This window comes from Nocardiopsis sp. NPDC055824 (assembly GCF_053616335.1).
The window spans coordinates 1-15,828 of record NZ_JBSHDN010000158.1; the positions used below are offsets into that span (position 1 = coordinate 1).

General features: G+C 73.2%; 11 protein-coding genes. 5 read left to right on the forward strand and 6 right to left on the reverse strand.

Annotation, left to right across the window (positions count from 1 at the left end; genetic code table 11):
- Positions 1-49 precede the first annotated feature (49 nt).
- The 4 genes from ACWGL3_RS24385 to ACWGL3_RS24400 all read right to left on the reverse strand — a co-directional run bounded on the left by ACWGL3_RS24385 (position 50) and on the right by ACWGL3_RS24400 (position 5,415).
- Positions 50-655 (reverse strand): malonic semialdehyde reductase, encoded by a 606-nt coding sequence (locus ACWGL3_RS24385; protein WP_267948217.1) that lies wholly within the window; start codon positions 653-655, stop codon positions 50-52.
- Between the two features lie 91 nt (positions 656-746).
- A complete protein-coding gene (locus ACWGL3_RS24390; protein ID WP_267948218.1) occupies positions 747-1,919 on the reverse strand; it encodes a glycosyltransferase family 4 protein in 1,173 nt (390 codons plus the stop codon).
- Positions 1,920-2,192: 273 nt separating this feature from the next.
- Positions 2,193-3,560 (reverse strand): nucleotide sugar dehydrogenase, encoded by a 1,368-nt coding sequence (locus ACWGL3_RS24395; protein WP_267948219.1) that lies wholly within the window; start codon positions 3,558-3,560, stop codon positions 2,193-2,195.
- Positions 3,561-3,663: 103 nt separating this feature from the next.
- Positions 3,664-5,415 carry a glycosyltransferase family 4 protein gene (locus ACWGL3_RS24400; RefSeq protein ID WP_267948220.1) on the reverse strand — a complete coding sequence of 584 codons (1,752 nt, stop codon included), beginning with the start codon at positions 5,413-5,415 and terminating at the stop codon, positions 3,664-3,666.
- A 230-nt stretch (positions 5,416-5,645) separates the two neighbouring features.
- Here ACWGL3_RS24400 and wecB point away from each other — a divergent pair, with 230 nt between their 5' ends.
- The 3 genes from wecB (at position 5,646) to ACWGL3_RS24415 (ending at position 11,166) form a co-directional block, all read left to right on the forward strand.
- Entirely contained in the window at positions 5,646-6,758 is a 1,113-nt protein-coding gene (gene wecB / locus ACWGL3_RS24405; protein WP_267948221.1) for a non-hydrolyzing UDP-N-acetylglucosamine 2-epimerase, read from the forward strand.
- Between the two features lie 333 nt (positions 6,759-7,091).
- A complete protein-coding gene (locus ACWGL3_RS24410) occupies positions 7,092-8,885 on the forward strand; it encodes a hypothetical protein (protein ID WP_267948222.1) in 1,794 nt (597 codons plus the stop codon).
- A gap of 94 nt (positions 8,886-8,979) precedes the next feature.
- Positions 8,980-11,166 (forward strand): glycosyltransferase, encoded by a 2,187-nt coding sequence (locus tag ACWGL3_RS24415; RefSeq protein WP_378554033.1) that lies wholly within the window; start codon positions 8,980-8,982, stop codon positions 11,164-11,166.
- Positions 11,167-11,357: 191 nt separating this feature from the next.
- On the opposite strand, the gene ACWGL3_RS24420 is transcribed toward ACWGL3_RS24415, so the two are convergent.
- Both ACWGL3_RS24420 and ACWGL3_RS24425 read right to left on the reverse strand, forming a co-directional pair.
- Positions 11,358-12,644 carry a sensor histidine kinase gene (locus ACWGL3_RS24420; RefSeq protein WP_267948224.1) on the reverse strand — a complete coding sequence of 429 codons (1,287 nt, stop codon included), beginning with the start codon at positions 12,642-12,644 and terminating at the stop codon, positions 11,358-11,360.
- A 68-nt stretch (positions 12,645-12,712) separates the two neighbouring features.
- The gene (locus tag ACWGL3_RS24425; protein WP_017570862.1) at positions 12,713-13,381 is read right to left on the reverse strand and encodes a response regulator transcription factor; all 669 of its coding nucleotides are present in this window, start codon (positions 13,379-13,381) and stop codon (positions 12,713-12,715) included.
- A gap of 839 nt (positions 13,382-14,220) precedes the next feature.
- Between ACWGL3_RS24425 and ACWGL3_RS24430 the strand changes: the two genes are divergently transcribed.
- Positions 14,221-15,069, forward strand: coding sequence for a hypothetical protein (locus ACWGL3_RS24430; protein WP_267948225.1), 849 nt, complete (start codon positions 14,221-14,223; stop codon positions 15,067-15,069).
- 271 nt (positions 15,070-15,340) lie between these two features.
- Entirely contained in the window at positions 15,341-15,778 is a 438-nt protein-coding gene (locus ACWGL3_RS24435; RefSeq protein WP_267948226.1) for a hypothetical protein, read from the forward strand.
- Positions 15,779-15,828 lie beyond the last annotated feature (50 nt).

Consider the following 15,828-nt stretch of genomic DNA (forward strand, 5'->3'; position numbering starts at 1 on the left):
GGGGCCGGACACCGTTCGCGGGTGTCCGGCCCCTCGGCCGTGGTGCGGGTCAGACCTCGGTGAAGGCCTCCTCGAAGTCCAGGCGGGGGAGGCGGTCGAACCAGGCGTCCGGGCCGGGGTTGCCGATGTTCATGACGACCAGCGGCCGGAGCGGGGAGTCCTCGCCGAAGAACTCCCGGCGGACCCCCTCGGCGTCGAAGCCGGTCATGGGGCCGGCGGCCAGGCCCGCGGCGCGGACCCCGACGATCAGGTACGCGATCTGGAGGAGGGTGTTCTGGGCGGCCATGGTCTCGCGGGCCTCGACGGGCATCCCGGCGAAGTTGTCGCGGGCGTCCGGGGCCACGGGGAACGTCTTCGGGAAGTGCTCGTGGAAGTCGCTGTCCGCGGACAGGATCAGCGTGAGCGGGGCCGTCGAGGTCTTCGGCGCGTTGTTGCCCGCCATGTGCGGGACGAGGCGCTCGCGGGCCTCCGGCGAGCGCACGACGGTGACCCGCAGCGGCTGGTTGTTCATGGCGGTCGGCCCGTACTTGACGAGGTCGTGGATCGCGCGCACCTGCTCGTCGGTCACCGGCTCGTCGGTGAAGGAGTTGGCGGTGCGGGCGTCGCGGAACAGGAGGTCCTGCGCGGCCTTGTCGAGAACCAGCGTCTCACTCATGTGTCATACCTCGGTCGTGCTCGTGATCAGGGAGAATGCCGAAAAAGCGCTCCGGCACGAGCAACAACCTAGTTGACTAGGAAGATATTTCTCAGGGCTGGTAGGTGTGGCTTCCTTCACGGACCCCTGTGCCCTGCGCCCCCCTCGGGAGGGGGACGACGGGGACCGGGCCGGCCGCCTCGTCCACCCATGCCTCCAGGCGCTTCACGAACACCCTGGCCTGGACCGGCCAGTGGTAGGACGCCTGCGCGATCTCGTGCCCCGTCCGGGCCAGCCGCTCGCGCAGCTCCCCGTCGCGCTTCAGCCGCAGTACCGCCTCCGCGGCGGCCGGCACGTCCCCGAACGGGACGACCAGACCGGCGGGGCCCTCCGGGCGCCCCGTCACCAGGCCCTCCGCCATCGGGTTCGCCGTCGTCACGACGGGCAGGCCGTGCGCCATGTACTCCACGACCTTGGTCGGCATCGAGTGCCGGTAGTTCGGGGTGTCGTGCAGCAGGCTGACCCCGGCCAGGGCGCCCGCGCACATGCGCAGCGCCCGGTCGTTGGGCACGAACCCGTACCAGTCCAGGGCATCCTCCTGCTGGGCCTCGCGGAGCATCGGCCGCACGCCGACGTCGGCCCCGCCGATGACCTCCAGCCGCACCCCGTGGGGACGGAGCGTCCGGCCGAGCTCGACCAGCTCGCGTGCGCCCCGTGCCATCGAGACGTGCCCGAGGTAGACCACCCGGTCGTCCCCGGGGGCGCGGAGGGGGATCTCCGGCACCTCGGTGGTGTTGGGCACCACAGGGTGGTCGCACCGGAAGCGGGAGCGGTACCCCTCCTCCGCCAGCAGCAGCCGCATGCGGCGCTCCGCACGCCGCTCGAAGGCCCGGACCACGCCGCCCAGGGGCCGCCGCAGCGGCTTGGGCACCCACGGCTTCGTGAGCAGGGCGGCGGCCGTGTCCTCGTGCACGTCCCACACCGTCACCGGCCGCTTCGCCGGCAGGGCCAGCAGCAGCTCGGGGTCGTGGAAGAGGAGGAGGTCGGCGTGGGGCGCGTGCTCGGCGAGCACCGCGCGGGCGGCGCGCAGCGAGGTCAGCCGTTCGCGGCCCGAGGCGCGCGGCACGTCCACCGAGCGCACCTCGGCCCACGGGGTCACGCCGCACTCCCGGAACGGGGCCACATAGGTCACCGTGTGTCCCGCGTCCAACAGGGCGCGGATCTGCCTGTGCAGGATCCGAGCGTCCTCCGGGTGGTGCACAACCGTGGCCACAAGCGCGTGCATCGAGTTCACCTACCTGTGTCACCGAATGGGGCCATCTACGAAGATGATCCGCTTTGTGATGGCGATACGTGCTGTTCGACACGGTATTCACCAGCGGAAACGGGTCGAGGAAAGCGCGGTGGCCAGGCGGGGTGAATCGGGTGAACCTTCCAGGAGCGCCGGGTGAACACGACAAGGCACGCCGATGGACACCGTGGGTGTCCGCGTCGGCGTGCCGGTCAGGGGCCCGCACGGGCCGGGAGCGGTTCGGGGCGCCCCGGCCCGTGCCTCAGTTCACAGGACCTGGATCCCCTCGCGCCTCGGACGGCGTCGCGCCTGGGCGGGCACGGCCGCGGTCCCGGCCTCGGGGTCGGGACGGCGCAGGACGCCGCGGGTGTCCAGGAGCAGTCGCGCGTACTCCTCCAGCCGCTTGGGCCGGTACTCGGCGTGGTCGGTGAGCAGGATCGTCAGGTCGGCCTCGGCGATGGCCTGGTCCAGGTCGGTGGACCGGGGCACGTCCACCCCGTCCACCTGCCACGACTCGACGTGCGGGTCGTGGTAGGAGAGGGTGGCGCCCTTGGCGGCCAGCTTGCGCGCCACCGGCCGGGCCGGCGACTCGCGCTGGTCGGCGATGTCGGCCTTGTAGGTGACGCCGAGCAGCAGCACCTTGGACCGCGACAGCGCCATCCCCGACTCGTTGAGGAGCTCCTGGGCCCGCTGGATGACGTAGGACGGCATCCGGCTGTTGATCTCCTGGGCCAGCTCGACGAAGCGGAACGGGTAGCCGAGGGTCTTGACCTTGTACGACAGGTAGTTCGGGTCGATCGGGATGCAGTGCCCGCCGACGCCCGGACCCGGGTAGAAGGCCTGGAAGCCGAACGGCTTGGTGGCCGCCGCCGCGATGGAGTCCCACAGGTCGACGCCCAGCTCCTGGCAGAAGATGGCCATCTCGTTCACCAGGGCGATGTTGACGTGCCGGTAGGTGTTCTCCAGCAGCTTGGCCATCTCGGCCTCGCGGGTCCCGCGGGTGCGCACCACCGTGTCCACGAAGTTGCCGTAGAAGACGGCGGCGGCCTCGCCGCACTCCTCCGTGAGCCCGCCGACGACCTTGGGCGTGTTGGCCACGCCGAAGGTCGCGTTGCCCGGGTCGATGCGCTCGGGCGAGAACGCCAGGTGGAAGTCGGCCCCGGCGACCAGCCCGGACTCCTCCAGCAGCGGCCGCACCACCTCGTCGGTGGTGCCCGGGTAGGTGGTGGACTCCAGGATGACCAGGGTCCCCGGCTGGAGGTGCGCCGCGATCGACCGGGCCGCGGAGGTGACCGCGCCCAGGTCGGGGCCGCCCTCGGGCGACAGGGGCGTGGGAACGCAGATGACGATGGTGCGCGCCGCCGCCAGGCAGGCCGGGTCCGTGGTCGCGGTGAACCCGCGCTCCAGCATGCGGTCGACGTCTTCCGACGAGAGGTCGTCGACGTGGGAGACCGCGCTGTTGAGGCCGTCGACGACTCGGTCGCTCACGTCGAGGCCGGTGACCTTCAGCCCCGCGGACACGGCCTCGGCCGCCAGGGGCAGGCCGACGTAACCGAGTCCGAGGACGACGAGGTCGCTGACCGCCGCGGCGGGCTGCTCGGGGACAAGGGCTGGGTTGGAGGCTGCGGCATCCACTTCGTGGTCACACTCGCATTCATTTCGTGAACGGGCGCAAGTTTCGAGGACCGCCATTACTCAGTGCCCGGGGCGTCCGAGTGTAGGTAGGTGTTGCCTCTGCTCACGGGTTCTGGCCTGGTTCGGACAGTTTCTGAATAAGAACCCGATACGCCTGGTTGTAGCGGTATGCGGCCTCGGCCCACGTGCGGTCGGCACCGACGAGGCTGCGACCTGCGAGGCCGTAGGCGGCTCGCTTTTCATGACTGTAGGCGAGATTTGTCAGGACATCAGCTAGACGTGCCGATTCGCCCGCGGGAATTAACTCTCCAGTCACTCCCGGTTCCACAATCTCTCGCAACGCCGGAAGATCGCTTGCCACAACGGGAAGCCCGCCCGCCATGGCCTCCACGGGTTTCAGGGGCGTCACCACACGGCACACCCGGTCGTCCCGGCGCGGCACGGCGAACACGTCCAGCGCGGCGTGGTGCGACCGCACCTCCGAGGCGGCCACCCGGCCGGGGAAGTGGGCGGCCCCCTCCAGTCCCAGCGACGCCGCACGGGCGCGCAGGGCGGGGAGCTCCGGCCCGTCCCCGACGATCAGCGCGTGGGCCGGCTCCCCGCGCTCGCGCATCAGCGCCACGGCGTCCAGCAGCACGTCCAGGCCCTCGTAGCCGAAGCAGCTCGTGGTGGTCCCCACCACGAAGTCCGCCCCGCCGATCCCCAGGCCGGCCCGCACTCCGTCGCCCGGGGGCAGGGGCTCCAGGAACGACGCGTCCACCGCGTTGGGCACCACCAGGAGGCGCTCCCGGGCCACCCCGCGCGCCTCGATGTCCGCCCGCATCGCCTCGCCCAGGGTCACCACCAGGTCGGCGGCCAGCATGCACTCCGTCTCGGCGGCGCGCTCGGCCCGGTAGAAGGCGTCGTCCACGCTCCTGGAGGGGTCGCGGGACAGCCACGACTCCTCCAGGAACCCCCGCACCTCGTACACCACCGGCAGGTCGAACCTGCGGCCCAGCTCCAGGGCCAGGCGGGCGTTGTGGTGGTTGCTCGCCGCGTGCAGCACGTCCGGGCGCACGGCCTCCACCAGCTCCGACGCCATCCGCACCCCCACCGCCAGTTCCCCGGCCGCGTCGGCGGGGGCCGTCCACGGGATCAGCCGGTGGTAGGTCACACCGTCCACCCGCACCAGCGTGCGCGGGTCCCGGACCCCCTTGGTGAGCGGGTACCCCGCCCGGGTGACCACGTGCACGTCCATCCCGGCCTCGCGCTGGGCCACCGCGATCCGGTGGGTGCGCTGGGTGTACCCGGCGTTGGTGTGCGGCAGGGCGTTCGTCACCAGGTGCAGCACCCGGAGCCCGTCGCCGGGGGCCGACGCGCCTTCCGCCGGACGCCGGCGTTCACCGGCCGGGACCCCCGGTTCACCCGTTCGCACCTCCGGTCGCCGAGCGTTCACCGTGTCGTCGGGCCGCGTTCGGGCACCGCGGGTTAACGTGATTCCGTGATGGTCAGCCGACGGGGACGGAGACGCGGGAACAGCGCGTCCCGTCGCCAGCGCCGTCCGGTGCTCAGCGGCCTCGCGGGCCGCACCCCGGGGGAGGCGTTCGACCAGTTCACGGGCGGTATCGGCATCACCCGCAGCCAGGCAGGCCGCCACCAGGCGGCCCACCCGGCGGGGCGAGGCCCCGTCCGCGGCGTCGAGCACCGCCTCGCGGGCCTCCGCGCGCCGGCCCTGGTCCCACAGGGCGTAGGCGCGGGCCCGGCCGCCCAGGCGGGCGGCCAGGGAGCGTGCGGCCCGGCGCGGCGCACCGGGCGCCAGCCGCAGCGCGAGCAGCGGCAGGCGCGCCGGATCGGAGCGCAGGTGTCGCCAGGCCAACGACACGGTGAACGTCACCGCCCGCGGCCAGCGGGTGCGCGGACGGGGAACCTGGGTTTCGGGAGTCTGGGTGTCATGCACGGTCAGTCACATAACCATGCGGACGTGACCACGTGGTGACACCACGGCGACACGGACGGGACGGCTCGGGCAAGGAACACCGCCCGACCCGGCGCGCCGCGCCCCTCGGCAACGATAAGAACACCCCAACAGAAGGAAACGTGAGAGTCGTGGCAACGAGCGCCCCCCTTGGGAGCCAGGACACCGGGATCGTGCACGTCGTCGGCGCGCGCCCCAACTTCGTCAAGGCCGCGCCCGTCGTCTCCGCCCTTCGCGGGCGCGGAGCCCACCAGTCGGTCGTCCACACCGGACAGCACTACGACGACCGCATGTCGGCCGTGTTCTTCCGCGACCTCGGCCTGCCCACCCCCGACGTCGACCTGGGCGTCGGCTCCGGGTCGCACGCGGCGCAGACCGCCGCGCTCATGGTGGGCCTGGAGGAGGAGTTCAGCAGGCGCGAGCCCGGCATGGTGGTCGTGTACGGCGACGTCAACTCCACCGTGGCCGCCGCCCTGGTGGCCGCCAAGCTGCACATCCCGGTCGCGCACGTGGAGGCGGGCCTGCGCTCCTTCGACAACACGATGCCCGAGGAGATCAACCGCAGGGTCACCGACCAGCTCAGCGACCTGTGCTTCGCCACGAGCCCCGAGGCCATCGGGCACCTCGCCGCCGAGGGGATCTCGCCGGACCGGGTCCACCTGGTCGGCAACCCGATGATCGACACCCTCCTGGGCAACCTCGACCGCTTCGACGCCGACGCCCTGCGCGCCCGCCTCGGCCTGCCGGAGCGCTACGTCGCCGCGACCCTGCACCGGCCCGCGAACGTCGACGACCCCGACAACGTGGCCCGCCTCACCGCCCGCCTCCACGAGATCGCCGACCTCGCCGACGTGGTCATGCCCGTGCACCCGCGCGGCAAGGCCGCCTTCGACCGCGCCGGGCTCGGCGACCACCCGCGGGTGCGCCTCCTCGAACCCCTCGGCTACCTCGACTTCGTCGCCCTCACCCGCGGAGCCGCCGCAGTGGTCACCGACTCCGGCGGCGTGCAGGAGGAGACCACGATCCTCGGGGTCCCCTGCCTCACCCTGCGGCCCAACACCGAACGGCCGGTCACCATCACCCACGGCACCAACCAGCTCGTCACGGAGGCCGACCTCCTCCCCACCGTCACCAAGGTCCTGCACGGGCAGACCCCCGAGCGGATCGGCGACGACACCCCGCCCCTGTGGGACGGCCGGGCGGGGGAGCGCATCGCGTCCGTCCTCACCCAGTGGTCCAGGTGACGCCGATGCCGCACGCACGACGGCCCGGCCCGGTCCCCCCGCCGAGGGAGGGCCGGCAGCGCTCCGCCCCGATCCCGTCCCCGCGTCCCCGCCGCGACGGCCGCCGCGTCGTCCCGGTACCCGCGCAGCGGTCCCGGTGATCCCCCATGGCACACTCCCACCCGTCCTCCCCCGTCCCGTCCAGACGTCCCGCCCGGCCCTCGACGCGCCTCTCCATGGGCATCCGCACCCGGCCGGGGACACGCCGGGAGCAGCACCCGGCTCAGTCGGACACGACACACCCGACGGACGCGGTGGTTTCGCCGATCCGACCAGAACGCAAGGTGGCAGACCGTGAAACGGCGTGAACAGAGCCAGACCGAACAGCTCAAACAGGCCCTCGCCGAGCGCGACGCCCAGCTCCAGGAGGCGCGCACCCGGCTCGCCGCAGTGGAGGACTCCACCTCACTCCAGGTGGGGCGTGCGCTCACGGCCGCCGCCAAGCGGCCCGGCCGATCCCTCGTCAGACTTCCGCGAGACCTCTACCGGCTCTGGCGGCGCAGCGGCACCACCCAGCACGTCCAGCGCCGCCGCCCCGGCGCCGAGCCGGTCCGCTCCTTCGACGCCGACCGCCAGGAGGCCAGGCTCCTGAGCGGGATGGCCGGGAACAGCGAGGACCTGCTGGTCGTCGCCACCGTGGTCGGATCCGCCATCCAGGACGCCGTGTCCCCCTACCTGCACTCCGTGCCGCTGCGCCCCCACGACGCCCAGATCGTCATGGACGGGGTGGACGTCGACCTGGTCCTGGTCTCGGCGTCGGCCGCGGCCGCCGGATCGCCGTGGGCGCACGTCGGGGACCCGGCGGCCGCCGACCGCACCCGCGCCCTGCACTGGGTCCTGGAGTCCGCCGCCGCGCGCGGCATCCCCACGGTGCTCCTCGAGGACGCCCCGGCCCCGCCCGCCCTGCGCGAACTCGGCTTCGACCGGGTCCACCGCGGGGACGCCGGGGTCCCGCTGCACCTGTTCAACCCGGTCGCCGCCGACCTGACCCCCGGCCCGAAGGCCGTGTTCGTCCGGGAGACGCCCGACGCCCCCGTCCCCGAGGTGCTCACCGAGCTCGAAGCCGGGGTCGTGGACGCCGACTCGCCCGGCCTCGCCGACGCCCTGCGCGCCGCCAACGTCGCCGTCGTCCCGGCCTTCCCGGCCGACGACACCCGGCTCCGCCGCCGCGCCTGGGCATGCGGGGCCGGCGTCATCACCCACTCCCCGGTCCCGCACGCGGCCAACCCGCACGGGGAGGCCCTCGCGGTCTCCGTGCCGCGCATGCGCGCGGAGCGGGTCACCCCCTCCGCGATGCGCCTCCGGCTCCGCAAGGTCTTCCTCCAGGAGGCCACCCCGGTCCGCCTCGCCGAGATCCTGGGAGACCTGGACTTCCCGCCCGGCACACCCGGCTCGGAGCTCCCGCTCCGGGGCCGCTCCGTCGCCGTCCTCGCCGACCCCGCGGGGGAGGCCGAGGCCGACCTGCTCGCCTCCGACCTGACGGGGGCCGTCCTGCGGCCCACCGAGGTCGTCGTGCCCCACTCGGCGTCGCGCCTCCCCGGGATCCAGCGCCTGCGGGCCGAGGGCATCACCGTGCGCACCGTCCGCTTCAGCGCCCCGGACACGCCCGAGGAGCTCACCCGGAACACGCCCGGCGCCCCCGTCCCGCGCGTCGGAGGGCTCGGCCCGGACCGCTGGGCGGCCCTCGCCGAACGCGCCACCGCTCCCTGGGCCCACCTGTGGAACGGACCTCTCAGCCCCACCCGGCTCGCCGACCTGGTGTGCGCCGTGGAGTGCTCCGACGCCGACGCCGTCGGCGCCAGCGCGGGGGACGGCCACGGGCCCGGAAGCCCGCTCGACGGGGCCGGGGACCTCGGCTTCTTCGACCGCCCGGACACGGGGGCGCCGCAGTACGTCTTCGTCAGCGAGGTCGTCCCGGAACTCGCCCGCACCCGCCTCCTGCGGCGCGGCTGGAACCCGGACGAGTGGAACCGGCGCGGCACGAGGCTCCTGGCCCTGGGCCCGGACAACGGCCCCGCCGGCCCCGACGCCGACGACGAGGACGCCGTGTACAACTCCACGGACGCCTCCACCGGTGCCGTCGGTTGAACCCCGACCCCACCGACAGCGCCGTCAGCCCCGCACGGGCCACCAGAAAGCATCCGAAGGGAAGAACGTGAGCACACCTCCTCCGCGCGCACTCTTGTACGGGGACGTGGACCTCAACATCATCGACGGCTCCGCTGTCTGGGCGCAGTCGATGGCGCAGGCCCTGGCCGCCGCCGGATGCGAGGTCACCCTGCTGCTGAAGGCACCCGTGCGCACCGACCGGCTGACCGAGCCCCTCACCAGGGTCCCCGGTGTCCGCCTGCTGCGTCCCTACGAGGACAAGCTGCTGCCGGACCTGGGCCCGCGCGGGCTCACACCGGAACAGGCCGTCACCCTGCTCACCCGGCAGCACGAGCGCAAGCCGTTCGACCTGGTGGTGGTGCGCGGCCGCCGCCTGGCCGGGCTCGCGGCGCAGGAGGAGGCGCTGGCGGGCAGGCTGTGGACCTACCTGACGGACTTCCCCCACAGCGTGGGCGAGCTGTCGGCGACCGCCACCGCCGAACTCACCCAGATCGCGGTGGCGTCCCGCTTCCTGCTCTGCCAGACGGAGGAGCTGCGGGCCTTCCTGGAGTCGTCGGTGTCGGCGGCCTGCGGCCGCTCGGTGCTGTTCCCGCCCGTGGTGGTGGTCCCCGAGGACGTGCGCGCCGACGGCGCCGTCCACGCCCGCGCACGCCTCGCCTACACCGGCAAGTTCGCGCCCGCGTGGAACACCCTGGAGATGACCGCGCTCCCCGCCGAACTGGCCGCGCGGGGCGTGGACGCCGAACTGGTGATGATCGGCGACAAGATCCACGCCGAGCCCGCGGACTGGGCCAAGCGCATGCGCAAGGCGCTGGAGGGCACCCCCGGAGTGGACTGGCGCGGCGGCATGCCGCGCGCGGAGGCGCTCCGCCAGGCCGCCGAGTGCGGGTTCGGGATCTCCTGGCGGGACCCCTCCATGGACGCCAGCCTGGAGCTGTCCACGAAGGTGCTGGAGCTGGGCGCGCTCGGCCTGCCGGTGGTGCTCAACCGCACCCCCATGCACGAGGCGATGCTCGGCGCCGACTACCCGCTGTTCGCGGGGGCCGGCGTCGAGTCCGTCGCCGAGGTGGTCGCCCGCGCCCACCACGACCGGGCCCTCTACGCCGACGCCGCCGCGCGCTGTCGCGCCGCCGCCGCCGACCACACGCTCGAACGGGCGGCCGAACGCCTGCGCGGCTACCTCACCGAGGCCCTGCCGCCGGCTCCGGCCGGGGTCGACACCGAACGGCCGCTCAAGGTGGTCGTCGCCGGCCACGACATGAAGTTCTTCACCCGTCTCGCCGAGTACCTGGACTCCCTGCCCGGGCTGGACGTGCGCATCGACGAGTGGGAGGGGCTGAACAGCCACGACCAGTACCGGTCCCGCGAGCTGGCGGCCTGGGCGGACGTGGTGATCTGCGAGTGGTGCGGGCCCAACGCCCTGTTCTACTCCAAGTGGAAGCGCCCCGACCAGCGACTGGTGGTGCGCCTGCACCGGTTCGAGCTGTACGCGGAGTGGCCGCGCAAGCTCGACATCGACAAGGTCGACGCCGTGGTGTGCGTGAGCCCCCACTACGCCGACCTCACCCGGGAGCTGACCGGCTGGCCCGCCGACAAGGTCGTCGTGGTGCCCAACTGGGTGGACGACGAGCAGCTGGACCGGCCCAAGCTCTCCGGCGCCGAGTACTCGCTGGGCATGGTCGGGATCGCGCCGTCGCGCAAGCGGCTGGACCGGGGCCTCGACGTGCTCGCGGAGCTGCGCCGCATGGACCCGCGGTACACGCTCTCGGTCAAGACCAAGCAGCCGTGGGACTACTGGTGGATCTGGAACCGGCCGGAGGAGCGCGCCTACTTCGAGCGGGTCTACCGGCGGATCCAGCGCGACGAGCGGCTCGCGGCCGGGGTGGTGTTCGACCCGTTCGGCCCGGACGTGGCGACCTGGCTGCGCCGGGTGGGGTTCATGCTCTCCACCAGCGACGACGAGTCGTTCCACCTGGCCCCCGCCGAGTGCGCCGCCTCGGGCGGCATCCCCGCGCTGCTGCCGTGGCCGGGCGCGGACACCATCTACGACCCGCACTGGATCCACGACGACGCCGTCGCCATGGCCGAGTCCATCCACGAGACGGTCAGCGGGGGCGGGTTCGCGGCCGAGGCCGAGCGGGCGCGCGCCGAGGTGACCGAGGCGTACGGGCTGGGCCGGGTGCGCTCGCTCTGGAGCGACCTGGTGGTGCGGGGCAAGGTGCCGGACACGGCGCAGGCGGCCGCGCCCGCGGACGCCTGAACCCGGGACGCGCACGGGGTCCGGTGCGCCCGGGACCGGTGGCGGCAGGCCGACCGGAACCGTGGCCGGTGGGACGTGGGGGACTCCGACCCCGTTGGTCCTGTACTCGTGGACGGTTTCGGCTCCCGGAGCCGCCATGAGCACGGGACCACGGGGGAGGGGAGGGGCCGCGCACCCTGCCGGCCACCGCCCTAGACCGGGCCGGTCATCTTCGACAGCCCGCCCGCACCCGCGGGCAGGAACAGCGCGAAGGTGGTCGGCCTCGTCTGTACCAGCTCGATCCGGGCCCCCTCGGACTCGGCTATGTGGCGGGCCAGGGCCAGCCCCAGGCCGGTGCCGCCGTCTCCGCTGACCTCGCGCTCGAAGATGCGCCCGGACAGGTGCTCGGGTACGCCCTCGCCCTCGTCGCTGACCTCGATGCGCACCGACTGCCCGGTGTCCAGGCGCCGGATGGTCACCGTCCCGGCGCCGTGCTTGTACGCGTTCTCCACCAGGGTGGCGATGATCTGCGTCAGGTCGGTGGGGACCGTCACCGCGGTCAGACCGGAGACTCCGGTGATGACCAGCTCGCGCCGCTCCTGCTGGAAGACCGGCTGCCACTCGGCCTGGAGGTGGTGGAGGACGGGGTCGAGCTCGACCGCCTCCACCTCGGGGTTCTGGCTCTTGCGCGCCCTGCCGAGGAGGCTCTCCACGGTCTCCACCAGGCGTTCGGTCTGGGCGAGGGCGGCCTCGCCCTCCTCGCGGACCACGTCCGGGTTGCCGGACTCCGCGATGATCTCCTCCAGCCGCATCGTCAGCGCCGTGAGCGGGGTGCGGAGCTGGTGCGAGGCGTCGGTGGCGAAGTGGCGCTCGGTGGCGATCAGCCCCGCGATGCGCTCGGCGCTGCGGTCCAGGACCTCCGCCACCCGGTCGGCCTCGGGGATGCCGTAGCGGTGCCCCCAGGGTGTGGTGACCCCCGAGCCGAGGCGTTCGGCGGTGGCGGCCAGGTCCGCCAGCGGCAGCGTGAGCCGCCGCGCCTGGAACATGGACAGCCCCACGGCGACGCCGATGGCCAGCAGTGACAGCGAGGCGATGCCCAGCCAGGCGCGCACGACGCTCTGCTGCACCGTCTCGGCGCTCGTCCACACCTCGACCAGCGTCCCCCTGCCGGTGGTCGCCGTGGCCTTCTGCAGACCGGGCGCGCCGGGGTTCTCCGGGTCGAGGGCGGGGTCCCCCGCCGTCGCCCCCGAGGGGGCGCCCGCCGGCGTGATCCGGATGAACCGGGCCGGGTGGTCGCGGTCGAACTCGTCGGGGTAGAGCTGCCCGTGGACCTCGAGCATGGTGTCGCTCTCGGCACCGATCAGCTCCGCCTCGCCCTGAAGCTGGCGGCTGCTCTCGTCGTGCACCAGTTTGTACGTGAGAGCCCCGAGGGGCAGCCCCAGCAGCATGACGGCGATGACGGTCACCACCAGGGTGGAGAAAACCATCCGCCTGCGCATGTCACCTCATGTCCGTCCGACCCCGACCGGGCCGACCGGCGCTGAGCGCGTCGGAAACCAAGGTCGTGTCAGTCCCGCTCGAACCGGAAGCCCACGCCCCGGACGGTGGTGATGTACGAGGGCTGGTTGGCGTCGTCGCCGAGTTTGCGGCGCAGCCAGGAGATGTGCATGTCGAGTGTCTTGGTGGAACCCCACCAGTTGGTGTCCCACACCTCGCGCATGATCTGCTCGCGGGTCACCACCTTGCCCGCGTCGCGCACGAGTACGCGCAGGAGGTCGAACTCCTTGGTGGTCAGCTGGAGTTCGCGTTCGCCCAGCCAGGCGCGGCGGGAGTCGTTGTCGATCCGCACGCCGTGCACGACGGGCACCTCCGCGCCGCCCCGGCGCAGCAGCGCGCGGACGCGGGCGAGGAGTTCGGCGAGCCGGAAGGGCTTGGTGACGTAGTCGTCGGCGCCCGCGTCGAGGCCGACGACGGTGTCCACCTCGTCGGCGCGGGCGGTCAGGATGAGGATCGGCGTTCCGTGGCCCTCGGCGCGGAGCCGACGTGCCACCTCTAGCCCGTCCATTTCGGGCAGCCCGAGATCCAGGACCATCAGGTCTATGTCTCCCGCACGGGCACGGTCGAGTGTCTCAATGCCGTTGACGGTCACGTCCACCGTGTAGCCCTCGCGACGGAGTGCGCGCGCGAGAGGCTCGGAGATCGAGACATCGTCTTCGGCCAGCAAAACGCAGGTCATGTTGTCGATCGTAGGTCCGGGGTCGCGCATTTCCCTATTATGCGCGCCGGATGTCCCAAGGTTGGCTGAAAATACTCTAATCCCATACCAGTCAAATGGTTCGATTTGCTCTCATGAGACTTTTCTTTGCACTTACTTGTTGAAAATGGGAGTCTTGGTCGTACATGCGCCCCGGGATCGGTCCTCGGGGCCGGGTGCACGCCCATGCCTCCCCCCTGAAGGTCACTCCGAATGGGAAAGTGGGAGGATTCATAACAAAAGGGGTAGTAAGGCGTCGTGAAGCGGGTGGGAAGCCCGTCGGCGCCCGCCCGCCCCGGCAGCCCCACCGACGAACCCGCCCGAGCCGGCGTCCCCCGACAGCGAGGAGTCTGTACGTGAACCCCCACAACGAACACGGGTCGGACGGCGGGCCCGGTACTCCGCCGCGCGGAACCGAGGGGCCGGAGGGGCCGCCGGGCGCGCCGGACCCGCAGGGCCGCCAGGAAGCCCCGGGGGCGCACGGTCCCCCGGGGGACCAGGGCACTCCGGAGGGTTCCGGGCTCCCCGGGGTCCCCGGGTCGGACCGCCGCGCCGCACCTCCCGGTGGGCCCGGCCCCGCCTGGGGCCCGCCCGGCCCCGGCCCCGGGTCCGGCCGCCAGGAGCCGCGGTTCCAGCCGCTGCCGCCGACGCCTCCGCTCCAGGGGCAGCCGGCCGGCGGCCCGCCCCTCCCGGGGGCGGGGCAGGGGCAGGGGCCCGGGGAGCACCATGCGCCCCCGCACGGACAGGTTCCGCCGGGGGCCCGGGAGGTCCAGGGGCCTCAGGGGCCTCAGGGGCCTCAGGGGCCTCAAGGGCCTCAAGGGGTGCATGGGGTCCAGGGGACACAGGGGTTTCAGGGGTCGCAGGGCTTCCAGGGGCCCCAGGGGGCTGAAGGAGCCCATGGGCAGCAGGGCTTCCAGGGTTTCGCGGGGGGCCGAGGGGCCCAGGGGCCTGCGAGCGGCCAGGGCTTCCAGGGAGGTCAGGGGGCCCCGCAGGCCCCACCCTCCCTCCAAGGGCCGCAGGGGCCGCAGGGGCCGTTCGGTCCGCCTCCCGCCCAGCCGTCCCGGCCCGGTCGCTACGGCACCGGTCTCCTGGCCGTCCTCTCCGTCATCGCGGTCCTGGCGGGCGCGTCCTTCCTCGGCGGCGGCATGGCCCTGGGCTGGAGGGTGACCGGGGGCGCGGCCGGGGCCGCCGCGGCCGCGCCCTCCGAGGAGCCCGGCGGGGAGGCGTCGGAGGAGGGGTCGCCGACGCCCGGGCCCTCCCCCTCGGAGGAGCCCCCGCCCACCGGCCGGCCCCTCCCCACGGACGAGCCGTCCGTCGAGGCGGAGGAGCTCATCACCGCGGAGGACCTGGTCGACGAATTGCGCCGCGACTTCCCCATCGACGCGCGGGTGGACGTCACCGACGACATCTGCACGGCGGAGAACGAGGAGGAAAACCTCTTCCAGTGCACCTCCGCCATGGACACCAACCTGATGCGGGCGATCGCCTTCGACGGCGCAGGGATCGCGCTGTTCGCCGCCATGGCCCTGGAGGAGAGCGAGGACAGCACCGCCGCCGACATCCAGGAGGCCTGCCACTTCGTGCTGATCTGGTTCGACGGCGACGCCATGGACCAGGGTGAGCGCGACGACATGGCCGAGGCGACCCGGGAGGCGGCGGGCTGCCCCTGACGGGAGCACCGGTCCGCCGGGCGGGACGCGTGGGCGTGCGGTCGGCGTCGGAGCGGCCCGGCCGGGGGCGAGGGGAATTCGTGTCGTTGAGCAACGATGTGAATACTCTGCGTGACAATGGTGGCGTTGGAGGGGGTTGGCCTGGATTCAGGTCCCCCCGCATCCATTCCACCAGGACCACCCGGCCCGGTGCCAGGTTCCACCGTCTCCTGCGGACGACGGTTCCGTGACGCCGCGGCGGTGCCGGTCCCGGAAGACGCGAGGAACGGCGATGGCACACAGAGGCATCCTGAGAACGGCGACGGCGGTACTGGCGCTCGCCCTCCCCACGGCACTGGCGGCGCCGGCCGCCGCCGCGTCGGCGGACCCGCCCCCGCAGGAGACCGCCGCCGCGCCCGCGGACCACGGCGCGTCCGACGTCCACGTGGTCCCGGGCTCCTACTCGGTCCGCCACTACTACTCCACCTGGCGGGAGGCCCGCACCTACCGGCAGCGGGACACCGGGCACCCCACGGGGACCGTGCTGCCGGCCGGGCGCCACTACTTCTTCTGCCAGACCGAGGGGCAGCCCCACTCCGACGGGGACGGCCGCTACTCCACGTGGTGGGTGCTCACCGACGACAGCGCCAACCGGGACGTCTTCGTCAGCGCGACGGCCCTCCGGCTCGCCGAGCCCTGGAAGCCGGTCGCCGGCCTCCCCGGCTGCTGACGCCCTCCGCGCGGCAGGGGCCCGCCCGGGGAACGCCCCGGACGGGCCCC

Coding starts and splice junctions, on each gene's coding strand:
- ACWGL3_RS24385 (WP_267948217.1), bottom strand. CDS start 655: ATGAGTGAGACGCTGGTTCTCGACAAGGCCGCGCAGGACCTCCTGTTC.
- ACWGL3_RS24390 (WP_267948218.1), bottom strand. CDS start 1,919: ATGCACGCGCTTGTGGCCACGGTTGTGCACCACCCGGAGGACGCTCGG.
- ACWGL3_RS24420 (WP_267948224.1), bottom strand. CDS start 12,644: ATGCGCAGGCGGATGGTTTTCTCCACCCTGGTGGTGACCGTCATCGCC.
- ACWGL3_RS24425 (WP_017570862.1), bottom strand. CDS start 13,381: ATGACCTGCGTTTTGCTGGCCGAAGACGATGTCTCGATCTCCGAGCCT.
- ACWGL3_RS24435 (WP_267948226.1), top strand. CDS start 15,341: ATGGCACACAGAGGCATCCTGAGAACGGCGACGGCGGTACTGGCGCTC.